General features: G+C 70.3%; 16 protein-coding genes. 11 read left to right on the plus strand and 5 right to left on the minus strand.

Annotated features, from left to right (window positions below; genetic code table 11):
- Positions 1 to 68 precede the first annotated feature (68 nt).
- The 7 genes from AC3DE3_RS03370 (at position 69) to AC3DE3_RS03400 (ending at position 8,721) form a co-directional block, all read left to right on the plus strand.
- Positions 69 to 527, plus strand: coding sequence for a DUF4307 domain-containing protein (locus tag AC3DE3_RS03370; RefSeq protein WP_488368942.1), 459 nt, complete (start codon positions 69 to 71; stop codon positions 525 to 527).
- Positions 528 to 675: 148 nt separating this feature from the next.
- Complete coding sequence (greA, locus tag AC3DE3_RS03375) at positions 676 to 1,173, plus strand: transcription elongation factor GreA (RefSeq protein ID WP_488368943.1); 498 nt, start codon at positions 676 to 678, stop codon at positions 1,171 to 1,173.
- A 94-nt stretch (positions 1,174 to 1,267) separates the two neighbouring features.
- Positions 1,268 to 3,520 (plus strand): AAA family ATPase, encoded by a 2,253-nt coding sequence (locus AC3DE3_RS03380; protein WP_488368944.1) that lies wholly within the window; start codon positions 1,268 to 1,270, stop codon positions 3,518 to 3,520.
- A complete protein-coding gene (locus tag AC3DE3_RS03385) occupies positions 3,517 to 4,944 on the plus strand; it encodes an McrC family protein (RefSeq protein WP_488368945.1) in 1,428 nt (475 codons plus the stop codon). The genes AC3DE3_RS03380 and AC3DE3_RS03385 overlap by 4 nt, the downstream gene beginning before the upstream one ends.
- Positions 4,941 to 6,071, plus strand: coding sequence for an SGNH/GDSL hydrolase family protein (locus tag AC3DE3_RS03390; RefSeq protein WP_488368946.1), 1,131 nt, complete (start codon positions 4,941 to 4,943; stop codon positions 6,069 to 6,071). Before AC3DE3_RS03385 ends, AC3DE3_RS03390 begins: the two co-directional genes overlap by 4 nt.
- Before the next feature lie 41 nt (positions 6,072 to 6,112).
- The gene (locus AC3DE3_RS03395) at positions 6,113 to 7,333 is read left to right on the plus strand and encodes an acetyl-CoA C-acetyltransferase (RefSeq protein ID WP_488368947.1); all 1,221 of its coding nucleotides are present in this window, start codon (positions 6,113 to 6,115) and stop codon (positions 7,331 to 7,333) included.
- Positions 7,334 to 7,548: 215 nt separating this feature from the next.
- Positions 7,549 to 8,721, plus strand: coding sequence for an alpha/beta hydrolase (locus AC3DE3_RS03400; RefSeq protein ID WP_260488096.1), 1,173 nt, complete (start codon positions 7,549 to 7,551; stop codon positions 8,719 to 8,721).
- A 130-nt stretch (positions 8,722 to 8,851) separates the two neighbouring features.
- Here the strand turns inward: AC3DE3_RS03400 and AC3DE3_RS03405 are convergent, their stop codons facing one another.
- Positions 8,852 to 9,715 carry a Bax inhibitor-1/YccA family protein gene (locus AC3DE3_RS03405; protein WP_260488098.1) on the minus strand — a complete coding sequence of 288 codons (864 nt, stop codon included), beginning with the start codon at positions 9,713 to 9,715 and terminating at the stop codon, positions 8,852 to 8,854.
- 268 nt (positions 9,716 to 9,983) lie between these two features.
- On the opposite strand from AC3DE3_RS03405, the gene AC3DE3_RS03410 reads away from it, so the two are divergent.
- Together AC3DE3_RS03410 and AC3DE3_RS03415 are read left to right on the plus strand one after the other, a co-directional pair.
- Positions 9,984 to 10,295: a hypothetical protein gene (locus tag AC3DE3_RS03410; RefSeq protein ID WP_260489308.1), complete on the plus strand. Its 312-nt coding sequence runs from the start codon at positions 9,984 to 9,986 to the stop codon at positions 10,293 to 10,295.
- A 41-nt stretch (positions 10,296 to 10,336) separates the two neighbouring features.
- Positions 10,337 to 10,708, plus strand: coding sequence for a PadR family transcriptional regulator (locus AC3DE3_RS03415; RefSeq protein ID WP_260489148.1), 372 nt, complete (start codon positions 10,337 to 10,339; stop codon positions 10,706 to 10,708).
- Between the two features lie 25 nt (positions 10,709 to 10,733).
- Here the strand turns inward: AC3DE3_RS03415 and AC3DE3_RS03420 are convergent, their stop codons facing one another.
- From AC3DE3_RS03420 to AC3DE3_RS03435, 4 genes are all read right to left on the minus strand, one after another.
- Positions 10,734 to 11,546 carry an excalibur calcium-binding domain-containing protein gene (locus AC3DE3_RS03420; protein WP_488368948.1) on the minus strand — a complete coding sequence of 271 codons (813 nt, stop codon included), beginning with the start codon at positions 11,544 to 11,546 and terminating at the stop codon, positions 10,734 to 10,736.
- Between the two features lie 152 nt (positions 11,547 to 11,698).
- Positions 11,699 to 12,532, minus strand: a complete 834-nt coding sequence (locus AC3DE3_RS03425) for a hypothetical protein (protein WP_488368949.1) — start codon at positions 12,530 to 12,532, stop codon at positions 11,699 to 11,701.
- On the minus strand, positions 12,529 to 13,260 hold the full coding sequence (locus AC3DE3_RS03430; protein WP_488368950.1) for an ABC transporter ATP-binding protein: 732 nt from the start codon (positions 13,258 to 13,260) through the stop codon (positions 12,529 to 12,531). The genes AC3DE3_RS03425 and AC3DE3_RS03430 overlap by 4 nt, the downstream gene beginning before the upstream one ends.
- A 1-nt stretch (position 13,261) precedes the next feature.
- The gene (locus AC3DE3_RS03435) at positions 13,262 to 13,660 is read right to left on the minus strand and encodes a GntR family transcriptional regulator (RefSeq protein ID WP_488368951.1); all 399 of its coding nucleotides are present in this window, start codon (positions 13,658 to 13,660) and stop codon (positions 13,262 to 13,264) included.
- 145 nt (positions 13,661 to 13,805) lie between these two features.
- On the opposite strand from AC3DE3_RS03435, the gene AC3DE3_RS03440 reads away from it, so the two are divergent.
- Together AC3DE3_RS03440 and AC3DE3_RS03445 are read left to right on the plus strand one after the other, a co-directional pair.
- On the plus strand, positions 13,806 to 14,297 hold the full coding sequence (locus AC3DE3_RS03440; protein ID WP_488368952.1) for a flavodoxin family protein: 492 nt from the start codon (positions 13,806 to 13,808) through the stop codon (positions 14,295 to 14,297).
- 144 nt (positions 14,298 to 14,441) lie between these two features.
- Positions 14,442 to 14,612 carry a hypothetical protein gene (locus AC3DE3_RS03445; RefSeq protein WP_096905156.1) on the plus strand — a complete coding sequence of 57 codons (171 nt, stop codon included), beginning with the start codon at positions 14,442 to 14,444 and terminating at the stop codon, positions 14,610 to 14,612.
- The last annotated feature ends 379 nt before the right edge of the window (positions 14,613 to 14,991 follow it).

Here is a 14,991-nt window from a genome sequence, read left to right on the forward strand (position 1 = left end):
TGCCCGCGGCGGGCCCCGGCGACGACCCCCGACCGCTGACCGCGCGCCGCCCGGATACCCTGGCTCCCATGAGTGAGCCGAGGTCGGACGCCCCGTCGCAGCACCCCGTGGGCCCGCCTGCCGACCGCTACGGAGACGCCGACCGCGGGTCGCGCGTGATGGGCAAGGTCATCGCCGTGGTGCTCGCGCTGCTCGTGGGCGGCCTCCTGGTCGCGGGCGTCTACACCATGTGGAGGGTCAACCAGACACCCGACATCACCGGCGAGGCGATCGGGGTGGAGGTCGTCGACGACACCCGGGTCGATCTGTCGTTCACCGTCACCCGGGAGGAACCCGGCACGCCCGCCTACTGCATCATCCGGGCCCAGGAGGAGTCGAAGGGCGAGCTCGGCCGGCGCGAGGTGTACGTCCCGCCGTCCGAGAACAACACGATCCAGATCGACGCCTCCGTCTTCACCACCGGGCGCGCGTTCGTCGCCGACGTCTACGGGTGTGGCGACGACGTCCCCGACTACCTGCGCCGGTAGGGCCAGGGACGGGACCGTCGTCGGGTCCAGCTCCGCCGGCCGACCGGCGGCGGGCCCTGTGTTAGAATCGGCGCATCAGCACGGCCCCTATCTACGCGGGGCCGTGTTTTTCTTACATCTACGCACGCGAACAGATTGGAGTGCGCTCATGGCGAACGACACCCAGGTCCACTGGTTGACCCAGGAATCGTACGACCGCCTCATGGCCGAGAAGGAGGCGCTGATCGCCAACCGTCCGGCCATCGCCGCCGAGATCAACGAGCGGCGCGAAGAGGGCGATCTCAAGGAGAACGCCGGCTACCACGCCGCGCGTGAGCAGCAGGGCCAGGAAGAGGCCCGCATCCGGACGATCGACGACCTGCTGGCCAACGCCCAGGTCGGCGAGACGCCCACCGAGTCCGGCGTCGCGCTCATCGGTTCCGTCGTCCGCGCCTACTACAACGGCAACGAGGACACCAAGGAGACCTTCCTCATCGGTACCCGCGGCGAGGGCTCCGGCAAGGACGATCTGGAGATCTACTCCCCCGAGTCCCCGCTGGGCAAGGCCGTGCTCGGCGCCAAGAACGGTGAGTCCCGCGAGTACACCGCCCCCAACGGCAAGACGGTCTCCGTCACCATCGTGACCGCGGAGCCGTACCAGAGCTGACCGGCCCCGACCGGACCCGGTGGTAGGTTCTTCACGAATGTCGGGTCGCCTTCTGGCGGGCCCGAATCCGCCCCGGCGTCAGCAGGAGTTCCACGTGTCAGACGGTTCCCAGGACAGACCCCACGGCCCGGCCCCGACTATCGAAGCGGCGGCCGGGCGGGTCCTGGGACCGGCACTGCGGACCGGTCAGTCCCCCTTCGAGGACGACCTCTACACCTGGACGCCCGAGGTGGCCGAGGAGCTGGCCCGCCGTCTCGACGCGGACCCCGAAGAAGGCACGGCGGGCGCGGCGGGTGCCGCGGCATCGGGGTCGACCCGCTCCCCCGTGATGCAGGCCCTGCACGATCAGCTCGAGGGCGCCCCGCGCCCCGTGGTCCTGCTCGCCGCGGAACTGCTCTTCATCCAGCAGTTGCCCCTGTCCACGGTCACGGCCCGCCTCAAGCGCGGCCGTGTCCGGGACGTGCTGTCCTGGATCGAGGACGCCCCCGAGATCCCGGCCGATCTGGACGAGGTCCTCAGCGAGAAGGGCCCGCTCACCGGCGGGCTGGGTTTCAACGTGCAGATGCGCGAGCACCTGCGCTGGCTGTGCTCGTTCGTCATCCACTGGGCCGAGCTCGACGCGTCCGTCCGCGACGCCGCGCTCTCGGACCCGTGGGAGTTCCAGCGCGCCGCCCGTTCCACTCCCGGTGACTGGCGGGCCATCCGCTACAGCCTCCAGTACCTCGTGTGGCCCGGGTACTTCCAGCCGATCGTCAAGCACGAGCACAAGACCCGCATCCGCGACGCGTTCGCCGACCTCATCGGCGGCCCGTCGGGCATCGACGAGCTGGACATCGACCAGGACCTGCACCGGATCTCCGAGGTCCTGTCCGCGCAGCTCGGCCAACCTGTCGACTGGTACCGCGGGTCCGTGGCCAACCAGTGGCAGCGCCACCGCGACGACCACTCTCGGCGCGCCTGGCTCGTACGGCCCGGCCGGGGCGGCGTCGGTCAGGCGGGCCAGTGGGTCGCCCAGAACCGCATCGCGTTGCCCGCCTCGCACCTGCCGCGGATCCCCGCGCACGCCAGTCGCCTCGAGGTGTCCCAGGCCGTCGAGCAGGGCTACCCCCACCTGGACTACCAGGCCCGGTTCCAGCTCACCGCCGAGCTGCACACGTTCCTGTCCCGGATGAACCCGCAGGACGTGGTGGCGACGGTCGCCGACGCCAAGCTGCACCTGGGTACCCTCACCGACGACCTCGGCTACGTCGACGACGGCGGCCAGCAACTCGAGCGCTCGGTGCTGTGGAGCGCCGTCACCCTCGACCTGGAGACACTGCCCAGCCCGCTGTCCGAGCTGATCGGCGAGCCCGGCACGGTCGTCGACCTCACCGACGGACTCGACGCGATGCTGTCGGCCATGCACCCCGGCCGCCACTCCGCGGAGTCGCAGGTCGCCGAGGCACCCGCCGCCGGCGCGGTGCCGACCCTGCCCGAGGTCACCGAGGAGCTGGCCGACAGCCTTCACATGCCCCGCGCGGAGCTGCAGGAGATCGTCGACACCCTGCAGCAGCGACAGCAGATCGTGTTCTACGGCCCGCCCGGCACCGGCAAGACCTTCCTCGCCCAGGAGCTGGCCCGCTTCCTCGCCGGCCCCGACGACCCCAGCCGCGTCCAGCTGGTGCAGTTCCACCCCAGCTACGCCTACGAGGACTTCTTCGAGGGCTACCGGCCCACGCTCACCGAGTCGGGCCAGCCGGGCTTCGCCCTCCAGGCCGGGCCGCTGCGGCGCCAGGCCGCGCGGGCGACCTCGGAGTCGGGTCGCGAGCACCCGAGTTTCCTCATCATCGACGAGATGAACCGCGCCGACCTGGCACGCGTGTTCGGCGAGATGTACTTCCTGCTCGAGTACCGAGATCGGACCGTGCTGCCCCAGTACTCCCCCGACACCTCGTTCCGGCTGCCGCGCAACCTGTTCATCATCGGCACCATGAACACCGCCGACCGGTCGATCGCCATGGTCGACGCCGCCATCCGGCGACGCTTCGCGTTCATGGAACTGCACCCCGACACCCCGCCGGTGGCCGGCGTGCTGCGCCGCCACCTGGAGGCCCGCGGCGCGACCACCGAACCCGCCGAGCTGCTCGAGGCGCTCAACTCCGAGATCGACGACTCCGACCGCGACCTGCGCATCGGGCCGTCGTACTTCATGAAGGACCAGGCCACCGAGCCGGGCGGACTCGAGGCGATCTGGCGCTTCGACCTGCTCCCGCTGCTCGAGGAGCACTACTACGGACGGCTCACCCGCGCCGAGGTGCACGAGCGATTCGGTCTCGCGGCACTGCGCCGCAAGATCGGACGGGCGTGACCGCATCCTCGACCGACCCGGGGGCGTCGACGGCGCCGGCACAGTCGACGGCGTCCACGGTGGCCCTCGAGTTCGACGAGTTCGACCGCCGGGGCCGGCTCGTCACGCTCAGCTGGGAGGGCGCCCAGCACCTCTCGCAGACCGGGCTGGTGGAGGTGATGCCCGCCGGCCGCGACACGTGGCGGCTCATCCCCTGCGGCGCCGTGGGCTCGGTCCGGGTCGAGGGCCTGTCAGTGCGGGTCATGCCCGCCGCGAGCCTGGGGCTGACGCAGCTGTTCTTCCTGCTCGACCACGCGGCCGACGACCCCTTCCTCGCCTCGTCGGTGCAGGCCAGGGACGACGACGAGCTGTGGACCTCCGTCGCCGAGTCCATGGCCCGGTTGGCGCACCAGGCGCTGGCCCCCGGACTTCTGCGCGGGTACCGCAGGGTCGACGAGGCGCTGACCACGGTGCGCGGCAGGATCCGCCTGGGTGACCAGATCCGCCGCCATCCGGGCATGACCATCCCACTCGAGGTCACCTACTCCGAGTTCACCCCGGATATCGCCGAGAACCGCATCCTGCGCACGGCCGCCCACCGCCTGCAGTTCCTGCCCGAACTGCCCGACGCCACCCGCCGCCGACTGGCCATGGTCGACGCTCGACTGTCGGATGCCACGCTCATCGGCCAGGGCGCACCCGTGCCCGCGTGGACGCCCAGCCGGCTCAACGCCCGCTACCAGGACGCGCTCGCGTTGGCGGACCGCATCGTGCGGCGGATCTCGGTGGAGGTCGAGGACGGCCACGCCGCCTCGGCGGCCTTCGTCACCGAGATGCCGTCGCTCTTCGAACGCTTCGTGGAGGCCGAACTGACCGCCGCCCTCGACGGCCACGGAGGTCGACTGCTGCAGAACCCCGTCGTCAATCTGGACTCCGGTACCGAGGCCGGTGACGCGCCGTCGGGGCGCCACAGCGCGCCGCCCGACGACGGTGACCACATCTCCGTGCGCACGGGGTTGGTCTACGAGGTCCACGGCGAGCCGGTCACCACGTTCGTACCGACCTATCCCACGGACCGCCGGGCCCGCGCCGCCGAGCACTATCGACTGTTGGCCGCCTGCACCGCGCTCGGGGTGGATCGGGCGTACCTGGTCTACCCGGCCCAGCGGCGCGACGACGCCCCCCAGCCGCGGCGGATCGTGCACACCGACATCTCGATCGTGGAGTACCCGGTGGACCTCTCCCGCGGCCCCGCCGAGAGTCGACGGGCTATCGTCGAGTTGGCCGAGCACGCCCGCGAGCTGGCCGCACCGTCTCCCGCACGCCACCGAACCGAATCGCGGCACCGCACCGGGTCACGTCACCGCACGGAGCCAGGTCACGGCACAGGGTCAGATCACAGCACAGGGTCACACGACGCCGAAGGGAGACGACACGCCCGATGACCGACGCCGACGACGCCTCGCGACGCATGTGGATGAGCCTCGGGCTGGCAGCCGTGGGCACGGTGGGGGCGTACCGCGGCGCGTACGAGGTGCTGGCTCAGCAGGCCAGGATCGCGCGCCGGGTGATCCCCAAACCCACCTCCCGGCCCTATGAGGGCGACGGGCTCTACCGACCCGGGGCCCGCTCCCCGGAACCGTGGCGGCCCGGCATGACGTGCGACGTGCACATGATGATCTTCGGCGACTCGCTCGCCGCCGGCCTCGGTGCCGACTCCCCGGACGAGCTGCCCGGCGTGCTGCTGGCGCGCGGCCTGGCCGAGGAATCGGGCTGGAACGTACGGCTGAGCATCAAGGCGATCGTGGGTGCCACCTCCAAGGGACTGCCCGGGCAGGTCGAGGCCATGCAGATCGCCCACGGCGACCCTGACATCTCGGTGATCCTCATCGGCGGGAACGACATCACCTCCCGCAACGCGATCGGCCCGTCGGCTCGCCGGGTGGGCGAGGCGGTTCAGGCGCTGCGCGGGAACGGCTCCCACGTCGTGGTGGGAACCTGCCCCGATCTGAGCATCATCAAACCGGTCCCCCAGCCGCTGCGCTCGGTCATGTCCGGGCTGAGCCGGCGTCTCGCCGCCGCGCAGGCCGTGCAGGCGCGCAAGGCCGGCGGCGTCCCCGTCTCGCTGGCCGAGACGCTCGCGCCCGAGTTCCACCGACGCGGCGAGAGCCTGTTCTCGCCCGACCGCTTCCACCCCAACTCCGCCGGGTACGAGCTCGCCGCCGGGCTGCTGCTGCCCGCCGTGTGCGTAGCGCTGGGTGTGTGGGAGGACGTGCCCGAGGAGCAGCAGCCGGACGACGCCGGCGCCCCCGCCGACACTGCCGACACCGGCGCCCCCGTCGAGCACCGCGAGTCCGTGGTCGCCCGTCTGACCACACGCCTCACCGACTTCGTCCGCACCCACGAGGATGCGGACGACGGGGAACGGAACACGTTCCTGCATAATGAGGGCGTGGACGGTGACCCAGAGAACACGGGGTACGCCCGCGTGGCCGCGGACACTCTCCGCCGCCGTAGCCGGATCCTGAGGCTGACCCGCTCGACGCGGGACGACCCGGACCGGCAGGACTGATCCGACCACAGCAGCACTCACCCGCAACGAAGGAGCTTTCCATGCCGGAAGCCGTGATCGTCTCGTACGCCCGTTCCCCCATCGGGCGCGCCAACAAGGGTTCCCTCGTGGGCATCCGCTCCGACGACCTCACCGCCCAGATGGTCAAGGCCGCACTGGACAAGGTCCCCGCGCTCGACCCCACCCAGATCGACGACCTCATGCTGGGTTGTGGCCTGCCGGGTGGCGAGCAGGGCTTCAACATGGGCCGTGTCGTCTCCGTGCTCGCCGGCCTGGACACCGTTCCGGGCACCACCGTGAACCGCTACTGCTCCTCCTCGCTGCAGACCACCCGTATGGCGCTGCACGCGATCAAGGCCGGCGAGGGTGACGTCTTCATCTCCGCCGGTGTGGAGACCGTCTCGAACTTCGCCAAGGGCACCGCCGACCACTGGCCGGACACCCACAACCCGATCTTCGCCGACGCCGAGGCCCGCACCGCCAAGCGCGCCGAGGGTGGCGCCGAGACCTGGACCGACCCGCGGGTGAACGGCCAGCTCCCGGACGTCTACATCCCCATGGGCCAGACCGCCGAGAACGTCGCCCAGATGACGGGCATCACCCGCGAGGAGCAGGACCGCTGGGGCGTGCGCTCGCACAGCCGGGCCATCGAGGCCATCGAGCGTGGACACTTCGCCAACGAGATCTCCGCGGTCACGATGCCCGACGGCACCGTCGTCACCACCGACGACGGCCCCCGCGCCGGCACGACCTACGAGAAGGTCTCGCAGCTCAACCCGGTGTTCCGCCCCGACGGCACCATCGCGGCCGGCAACTGCTGCCCGCTCAACGACGGTGCCGCCGCCCTGGTGATCATGTCCGACACCAAGGCCAAGGAGCTGGGCCTCACCCCGCTCGCGCGCGTCGTCTCCACCGGCGTGTCCGGCCTGTCGCCCGAGATCATGGGCCTGGGCCCGATCGAGGCCGTCAAGAACGCCCTGCGCATCGCCGGCAAGTCGATCTCCGACATCGACCTGTTCGAGATCAACGAGGCGTTCGCCGTGCAGGTGCTCGGTTCGGCCCGCGAGCTCGGCATCGACGAGGACAAGCTCAACATCAACGGCGGCGCCATCGCGCTGGGCCACCCCTTCGGCATGACGGGCGCCCGCATCACCGCGTCGCTGCTCAACAACCTGCAGGCCGAGGACAAGCAGTTCGGCGTCGAGACCATGTGCGTCGGCGGCGGCCAGGGCATGGCGATGGTGCTCGAGCGCCTCAGCTGATCCCACGCCCCCTCTCGCGGGGCCACGCGAAGAGCGTTCCGACCACGATTCCCCAGAGGAACGTGGTCGGGACGCTCTTCTCGTTGTGGCGGCGGTGTCGCCCGATGGCCGTCGCGTCGGAGCTTTCCGATGGAGGTTCGCACAGACCGGGCGGGCGGAATGTCGCAGGTGCGTATTACTCTTTTATCAGTCACCGCCATTCACATCGGAGTCCCATGTCCCCGCGTTCTTCCCTCCCCCACCGCGCCCTCGGCTCCAGCGCACTCGCCCTCGCCCTCGTCGCGGGCTCGGTCATGCCGGCCGTAGCCGAGGACGGGCAGGCCGGATCCTCGTCCTCCGTGGGCGAGGTGGCGTTCGACGCGGTCGCCGGGAGCCTCGAGCAGACTCCCGTCGGCTCCACCGCCGAACTGTTGGGCTCGGTCGGATCGGCGAACGTCCCGATCGTCCCCGCGTCCGTCGAGGAGGTCGGCGTCCCGACGAGGGTCGACCCTTCCATCAGGACGACCGAGTTCCTCGGCGTCGATCGCTACGACGGCCCGGACAACGTGTACGAGTACTGGTCCGTCCAGTCCGCAGCCATGCAGCGGGTGGTCACCGTGGAGGTCGTCAGGTCCCGCGGCACGGGGCCGGCACCTGTCCTGTACATGCTCGACGGCGTCGGGGCACCCGAGTACAGCACGGGCTGGAACCACGTCGCGGACATCCACGAGGTGATGGCGGACGAGAACGTCCATATCGTCAACCCGGCGGGCGCGTTCGCCTCCTTCTACTCGGACTGGGAGAAAGTGGACCCGGTGCTCGGCAACCACAAGTGGGAGACTTTCCTCACCGAGGAGCTGCCGCCCATCGTCGCGGAAGAGCTGGACACCAACGGCAAGTCGGCCATCGCGGGCAACTCGATGGGCGCCCAGGCGGCGATGCATCTGGCCGCCCAACATCCGGATCTGTACGACGCGGTGATGGCATTAAGCGGCAACTACTCGACAATGGACCCGCTCGGATATCAAACGGTGCGGCTGAGCGTCGTGACCCGTGGCGGCGATCTCGACAACATGTGGGGGCCGTACGGAAGTGAGCGGTGGCGGTATCACGACACCATCTCGCACCCGGAGAAGCTGCAGGACACGGCCGTCTACATGTCGGCCGGCACCGGTGACATCGGTCCGGCGGATCCGGGCGAGTACGGAAGCGAGAAGTTCGCGATGTGGTTCGGCATCGTCCTGGAGCGTGGCGTGCACGAGGCGACACAGGCGTTCTCGCGGGCGTTGACGGACGCCGGGGTCGACCACCGTGCGGACTACGGAGACAACGGCCTGCACAACTGGGCGACCTTCATGCGGCACTTCGACGCCGGATGGGAGTACATCGAGCCCGCACTCCGGGACTGACCCGGGGCGGCGGCGCACGGGTTTTCTCGGGCCGCGCCGGAACACTGCTCCCGAAATGCCGACGGCCCCGGCTCCCCTCGCGGGGCCGGGGCCGTGGTGTTCGCGGGTCAGACCCGCGCCAGACGCGAACTCAGTCGCGGAAGTAGCTCATGAGACGCAGGATCTCGACGTAGAGCCACACCAGGGTGACCGTCAGGCCGAGCGCAACGCCCCACGCCATCTTGGACGGGGCGCCGGCGCGCACGAGGCGGTCGGCGTTGTCGAAGTCCATCAGGAAGCTGAAGGCGGCCAGGCCGATGCACAGGAGGCAGAAGCCGATCGCGATCGGGCCACCGTTGTACAGCGGGTTGGTGCCGGTGAACAGGCTCAGCACGATGCTGCCCAGGGCCGCGAACAGCACGCCGATCAACGCCGCCGACATGAAGCGGGTGAACTTGGGCGTGACGCGCACGGCGCCGGTCTTGTAGACGAAGAGCATGCCCACGAACACGCCGATGGTGCCGAGGATCGCGGCACCCACCGCGCCGAGGACGCCGCCGGTGCCCTGCAGGTCGATGGTGAACAGGTACGTCGCCGCTCCGACGAACAGGCCCTCGAGGGCACCGTAGGTCAGGGTGACGGGGGCCGAGTCCATCTTGCGCGCGAAGGTGGCGATCAGCACGGTGACCAGGCCACCAATACCGCCGACCAGGATGAACGGGAACAGGAGTCCCGGGTTCATGGTGATCAGGTAGAAGGCGATCGCGCCGACGATGCTGAGCAGACCGAGGGTCATTCCGGTCTTCGCGACGACGTCGTCGATCGTCATGGGCCGCGTGTCGGCGGCGAACTGCGGGTGCGCCTGCGGTGCACCGTAACCGGCCTGGCCGCCGAAGCCCTGCTGGCCGTACTGGCCCTGCTGGAACGCGCCGCGGCCGGCACCACCGAGGTGAGTGGCGCCACGGGCGCTGTCCGTGGACAGTGAACTGAAGACCGGGTTGCTGCTTGTGCGCATCGAGGTCCCTTCGGAATTGTCGGGGAAGGTCGTTGATCGAGAGTCCCCGCCGGGTCACCGACGAATCACTCGTACCAGTGCAACGCGCGGGCCCACCTGTGTGTTCCCGGCGCCGGAACCCATCCTGCCGCACGAGCACGACGGGCGGATGGTCCTCTATCGAGACCTGCGCTAACGATATGTCGTTGACAGTCTTTGTCATGGCGTGGATACTCGTCGCCAGGAGGACTCGACTCCCGAGTCCGCACCCCAGAGGAGACGACGATGCGTGACTACGACATCAGTCATGACCCGGGCGAGTACGACCGTCCGGGACCCCGCGGACACGGAGGCCACCCCCGCCGCGGCGCAAGGCCCGGCCACCACCGCGGCCACCAGCGCGACCGTCGACACGACCACGGGCACGGTGGAGGCCCGTTCGGTCCGGGCGGCCCCTTCGGCCCCGGGGGTCCGTTCGGCCCGGGCGGCCCCTTCGGACCCGGAGGTCCGTTCGGTTCGTTCGACCAGCCACGAGGGTCGCGGCGCGGCCCCCATCAACGACGACGACGAGGAGATGTCCGACACGGCGCTCTCCTGCTGATCGCCGAGAGCCCCCGCAACGGTTACAGCATCATCCGCGAGCTGGCCGAGCGCAGTGGCGGGACCTGGCGACCCAGCTCCGGCGCCGTGTATCCCGCCCTGTCACTACTGGAGGACGAGGGGCTGATCGAACCCGCAGAGGACGCCGGCCCCAAGCACTACCGACTCACCGACGCCGGTCGGGACGAGGTCGACGCACTCAAGGACCGCCCGGCGCCCTGGGAGGACGCCACCCAGGAAGCCACCGCCGGACTCGGCGGGAGCGTGGAGTTGTGGAAGGCGCTCGGCGATGCCGCCGTGGCCGTGCGGGCCGTGGTGCAGACCGGGGACGCTGCCGCCGGCTCCGCCGCGACCGACGAACTGGTCGCACTGCGCAAGCGCCTCTACGGCCTGCTGGCGGACGCCGGCGAGTAGGCCCCGGCGTTCTCGCGCACCGCCGTCACTCGCAGGCGACACCGTCGTTGTCGCGGTCGAGCTTCGAGGCGTACCCGGGCTGGCCGCGGTAGAGCGGGGCTGCCCCGGCCGCGCGGGCCGCGGAGCAGTTGGGGTAGTAGGTCGCCTGCTGGACCGGCTCCGCCAGCGGGGCGGGCGCGTAGGTCTGCGGCGGCGCATAGGTCGGCTCGGGGGCGGGCTCCGGAACCGGCGCGTAGGTGGACTGAGAGACGACGGTTGCGATCGGCGTCGCCGATTCCGGTGAGCTCGCCGGGGGCTGGGCGAGGGTGGTCGGCGCGGTTGTGGTCGGCGCGGTGGCCCGGGCCGTGGTGGTGACGGTGCTGGTCGCGGCCACCGGACTCGAGGCCGGGGTCGCTGCCGGCTCGGGAGTGGGCATCAGTGCCGCGCCGAGGACGAGCAAGGCGACCGAGACCGCGCCGACCACCGGCCAGCGGCGGACGAACGGGGCCAACGGGGTACTCCAGGTCAACGGGCTCAGCGCATCCGGGGAGACGTAGCCGGACATCGACCGGGCGGCCTCCGCCGACTGCCGGTCGAGCAGGAAGTCGTCTTCGGCGCGCGTGCGGTCCTCGCGCTCGCAGTGGACCCACCAACCGCCGGGCACTGCCATGGCCAGGCCGATCAGCGCCATCGCGACCGACTCGATGACGCCGCTGCCGAGCGTGCCGAGCGCCGCCACCACGACGAGCCCACCCACGACCAGGCCGGCCCAGGCCAGGACCGGCTTCCAGGCCGGGGGCGCGACGTAGGCCGGTTCGGTGAGGGTGGGACGCGCCATGGAGGGCAGGACGATCGGCATGTTCGCGGACTTTCGAGGGAGGTGAGGGGCCCGCGGTAGCGAGAGGACGACGCGCGGTGAGAATGTGAACACTACTCCACCGCGCGCCGTCCGCCAAAGATTCCTTATCAACCCGGACGCGTCAGCCCATCCCCGTCAACAGCCCATCCCCGTCAACCGAGGGCCACCTTGCGGTTCCACGACCGCGCGGTGCGCCACAGGCAGTACGCCGCGAGCGCCACCAGGGAGACCACGAAGCCGATCGGCATGACCTCGCTGGTCGCGTTCCCCGCCGAGAGCTCGCCGACCAGGTCGAACCTCACCAGGCCCAGCGTCTCGCCGTCGGCCTCCCCCACCCCGAACGGCAGCACGAGCATGCCGAGCAGGGCGAGCGCCTGGGTCGCCAGGTAGACCACCACGAACACCACCACGGGTCCGCCGGCGCCGAGCCCGGCCAGTCGCCGCTCGTGCCCCACCGAGATCGAGAAGTAGTAGTACACCGGCCACACCAGGACCGAGGCGACCAACAGGACGACGCCCGCCACGATCATCCACGCCGGGGTCACGGCGGTGAGGGTCGCCCACGCGTCGGCCAGCATCGACCACGACGGCGGGGCGCCCCCTGACCGCTGCGCGTTCGCCCACCACGCGAGCACCACGAGAATGACCGTCAGAACGATCGCGACCAGCGAGACGAGCATCGTCCACGCCAGCTTGGCCCAGAAGATGCGGGACCCACGGACCGGGATGGAGTGCGTGAAGTACCCGGTGCGGCCATAGCCGGACCGCCAGTAATCGGCGGCCAGCGCCAGCTGGATAGCCGGGACCGCGACGACCGCCGCGAGGATGCCCGCGGCCAGCCCGAGCTCGGACAACAGCGGCCATCCCGAGGCGCCGAGCAGGCTGCCCAGCACCCCGACCAGGGCGACCAGGCCGAAGAGGGCCGCGAGCTGCCCGCGCGTGCGCAGCCACTCGTGCTTGAGGAGTGTTGTCGTCGTCGTCGTCATCGGTAGGTCTCCCTGAAGATCTGGTCGAGGCTGGCGCCCCGGTTGCCCCGGAGGTCGTCGGCGTCGCCGGAGAGCAGGACGCGGCCGTGGCGCATCATGACGGCGGCGTCGAGGATCGGCTCGAGGTCGTGGACGAGGTGGGTGGTGATGAGCAGGAGCGAGTCCTCGGAGAGGTTGCGTACGATCCCGTCGAGGATCACCTGACGCGCGGCCGGGTCGACGCCCGAGATGGGCTCGTCGAGGAGGAACACGCGCGCGTCGCGGGACATGGCCAGTGCGATCTGGACCTTCTCGCGCATGCCCTTGGACATCTGCTTGAGCCGCGCGGACTCGCTCAGGCCGAAGAAGCCGATGAGGTCGCGCGCCTTCTCGGGCTGGAAGTCGGCGAAGAAATCCGTGTACAGCTCGAGGCAGTAGCTCACCCGCGCGGCGTCGGGCAGGAAGCTGGTGTCGGGCAGGTAGGACACCAGTGCCTTGGACTCCGGACCGGGGACGTGACCGGCGATCCGCACGTCGCCGGAGTACCCGGCCAGGACGCCGGCGAGGATCTTGAGCAGCGTGGTCTTGCCGCAGCCGTTCTCGCCCAGCAGGCCCACGATCTGCCCCGGGGCCAGGGCCATGTCCAGGCCGTCGAGAGCGGTGGTGGCGCCGTACGTCATGCGGAGCCCGGTGGCCTCAACGAGTGTAGTGGCGGGGCTCGCGGTGGAGGCGTGGTCGGTGGCGCTCATGTCAGGCACCTCCGTCGTGCTCATCGGCAGTGGCGTGTTCATGGGTGTCCCATCTGTTGTCGAGCAGCGCTCGGGCTTTGTCGTGCGCCATTCCCAGGCCGCGGACGCGTCGGATATAGGCGTCGGCGGCGTCGGTGGCGAGGTCGGCGCGGACCTCGTCTATCCGCTCGGAGTCCAGCGTCACGAACCGCCCGGTCGCCCGCTCGGACCGGCACAGTTCGAGCCGTTCCAGTTCCGCGAGGGCCCGCTGGGCGGTGTTGGGGTTGACGCCGAGATCGGCCGCCAACTCCCGGACGCCGGGCATCTTGTCCCCGGCCTCCCATTCCCCGGTCACGATGCGCCGCGAGAACTCCTCGACGAGCTGCACCCAGATCGGGGACGAGTTGTCGAACTGCATCATCGCCCCTCTTCCGTGTTGCTGTATTAGGTGATTAATACAGTGACATCCACCGGTGGCGCTTGTCAATAAATGGTTTCTGACGAGCCGTTGTGCGAGGCTCGGCCGAGGCGCAGACTGAGGGCAGGACCTGCGGAAAGGGCCAGCCATGAGCGCGCTCGTCGTGTACGAATCCGCGTGGGGGAACACCAGGCTCGTCGCCGAGGCGATCAGCGACGGCCTGTCCCCCCACTTGCCGGCGGAGGTGGTGGCCGCACACGAGGCCCCGCCACTGGCCGACCTACACGTGGACCTGCTCGTGGTGGGCGCGCCGACCCACGCGTTCGGACTGCCCCGGGACGGCACCCGCGAGGACGCGCACGCCCGCGGCGGCGAGTTGATCCCGTCCGGAGTGCGCGAGTGGCTCGACGCCGCCGGCTCCGCCTCCCTGGCCGTGGCCACTTTCGACACCCACGTTCGCCACCCCGATCTGCCCGGTCACGCCGGCAGGAAGGCCGCCAAGAAGCTGCGCAAGCTCGGATGTCACCCGGTGGCGGATGCCGAGACCTTCTACGTGGACGGCTACGAGGGCCCACTCCTGCCCGGCGAGCTGGAACGGGCGCGAGCATGGGGCGACGGCCTGACCCGCGGCGACTGGTGAGCCGGACCGGACCCGGCGAACCGGCAGGGTTGACCGATACCCCTAGGGGTATGTAATCTCGGGGCATCAGCCAGTCGGATCATCGGCCGGCGGTCGGCGCGATTCACGCCGACGACAACCCCACCCCCCCTGAGGAGTCTCATCATGTGCCGTCCCGCCACCTGCAAGAAGTGCGGCAAGACCACCTGGGCCGGATGCGGAATGCACGTCGACCAGGTGATGGCCGGTGTGCCCAAGGCCGACCGCTGCCCGGGCCACGAGTCGGACGTCCCCGCCGTCAAAGACGGCTTCTTCGCGAAGATGTTCAGCAGGTAGTCTCGGCCGCCGCCGCCGCCGTCGAGCCTGGCGGAGTTCGATCCGTCTTCGATCCGCCCCTTGGATTTCGACCCGCATTCGATCCGCCCCTCGGATTTCGATCCACGCTGCGGCCCCCGCGAGCGGACGAACATCCGAGGGGCGGATTAATGCGTGCTGCCAAGGGCTCCGCGTCTGGTCGGCCGGGGGCCGTCAGTCGGGGCTCGTCAGCTGGCAATACCGAACCGAGAGGCCAGGTACGGGATCAGGCCCATGCACTCCGGGGTGAGAGCGAGGCACGCGGAGTCATCCGGCCCGGGGCCGAACAGAAAACGCAGCGGATTCTCGATCGAGCCGGCGGGAAACATCTCATCGGTCCTCTCGTCGTCAACGGGCGGGT

The sequence above is a fragment of the Dietzia sp. IBK-p2-16D genome, assembly GCF_057773085.1.